At 42.4% G+C, this 1407-nt stretch carries 2 protein-coding genes; both read right to left on the reverse strand.

Translation table 11 applies throughout. From position 1 onward, the window contains the following. Positions 1–3 precede the first annotated feature (3 nt). Complete coding sequence (locus DW862_RS25625) at positions 4–996, reverse strand: transposase (RefSeq protein ID WP_182425236.1); 993 nt, start codon at positions 994–996, stop codon at positions 4–6. Further along, entirely contained in the window at positions 962–1342 is a 381-nt protein-coding gene (locus tag DW862_RS25630; RefSeq protein ID WP_049701282.1) for a hypothetical protein, read from the reverse strand. The genes DW862_RS25625 and DW862_RS25630 overlap by 35 nt, the downstream gene beginning before the upstream one ends. Positions 1343–1407: the final 65 nt, after the last annotated feature.

The raw sequence follows: 1407 nt of genomic DNA on the forward strand, positions 1-1407 counted from the left end.
TAATCATTGGGGGTATGCATAAATCTTAGCCAGTCTAAAGAGGAAGAATTTCTCATCCACTACTCCTCTTAATGCGGTTCTGAATTGTTTGATTTTCGCATTAAAGGATTCAGCCGCCGCATTAGAGGATCTTTTATTATAAAAGTTAAGAATATCATCATAATGTTCATAGAAGGTTGCTGCAATTACATTGAAAGCATGAAAGCCTGCCTCTTCCACTTTATTATACCATTTAGCCATACTCAATCTTGCCGCATCTTTGATTGTATTTTTGGCAAGAATCATTCTGAGTGAATGACATAATCCATACGCCTGTCCCAATTCCGGATATTCCTTAAAAAGAATTTTGGCTCTTTGTTTTTGTGCTGGGGTCCATTTTTCGGAGGATTTAAACAGCAGATAGCGGCTTCTTGCCAACAGTTCTTTCTTTGAATCTCCATTTTCATATCTCATAGGCACATATGATTCCCCTTTCTGCTTTGCTTCTTCCATCTCATCATTGGCTTCCTGGATTGCGTCCCAGCGGAGTTTGATACGCATTTCCTGCACTGCATCGCAAGCTAATTTCTGGATGTGGAACCGGTCTATTACACGAGATGCCTTGCGGAAACAGGAGCGGACTATTTTACGCATTGAGTCCGATAAATCAAGTGTCACTTCTTCTACACTGTCCAACAGGTGTTCGGGAATATGGCGTAAAGCCGCTATGACCGTCTCTGACTTCGTCCCTGCAACAATGGCGACAAGGCACATCTCACGACCATGCCTGTCCCTGTTGGTTACTATTGTATAAAGGTCGCCATTCGACAGGGAAGTCTCGTCAATAGCCAGATTAGGGCCAATGTTCTCAGGAAAGACAAGCCACTCTTCCGCATGGCTCAACTCTTCCCAATTACGATAACCGCTTAGCACATCCTTGTATTGCTTCTCAAAGGTAGATGCGTCAATATGATAGAAATCATCAAGCGTACGGCAGGTCACCGGGGATGTGTCCATACGTTTCTTTTAAAAAAGCCGCAAACTCCTTGGAGTAGCGGGTGCCTTCGGCGGCTATTTTAAGAGGTAGAATAAAACTCTTGCCGGTACGAATATCAACCCATTTACGGCGTCGGAGCAAAAGGATTACTTTGTGGTCGCGGATGGGGAAATCGGTGATGGAAACCGCAGGAATAAAACCTTTGGATTCAAAGTGAACATCATTACGTAAAGTATCGTACATCTTTTCATCAAGATGAATGTTAATCTCGGTATCGGTACTTTCTACCTTAGTTATATCAAACGAGGAAAGGACTTCGCTTGGTAGTACTATTTGAGCTAAAGATATTAATGCTGCTTCTGTCATATTACAAAAGTAATCACTTTAAAGAAAGCTACAAATAGTTACCCCCAAGAAATTGCGGGTGAGCC

The sequence above is a fragment of the Bacteroides sp. AM37-9 genome (assembly GCF_003603455.1).
Lineage (GTDB): Bacteria > Bacteroidota > Bacteroidia > Bacteroidales > Bacteroidaceae > Bacteroides > Bacteroides xylanisolvens.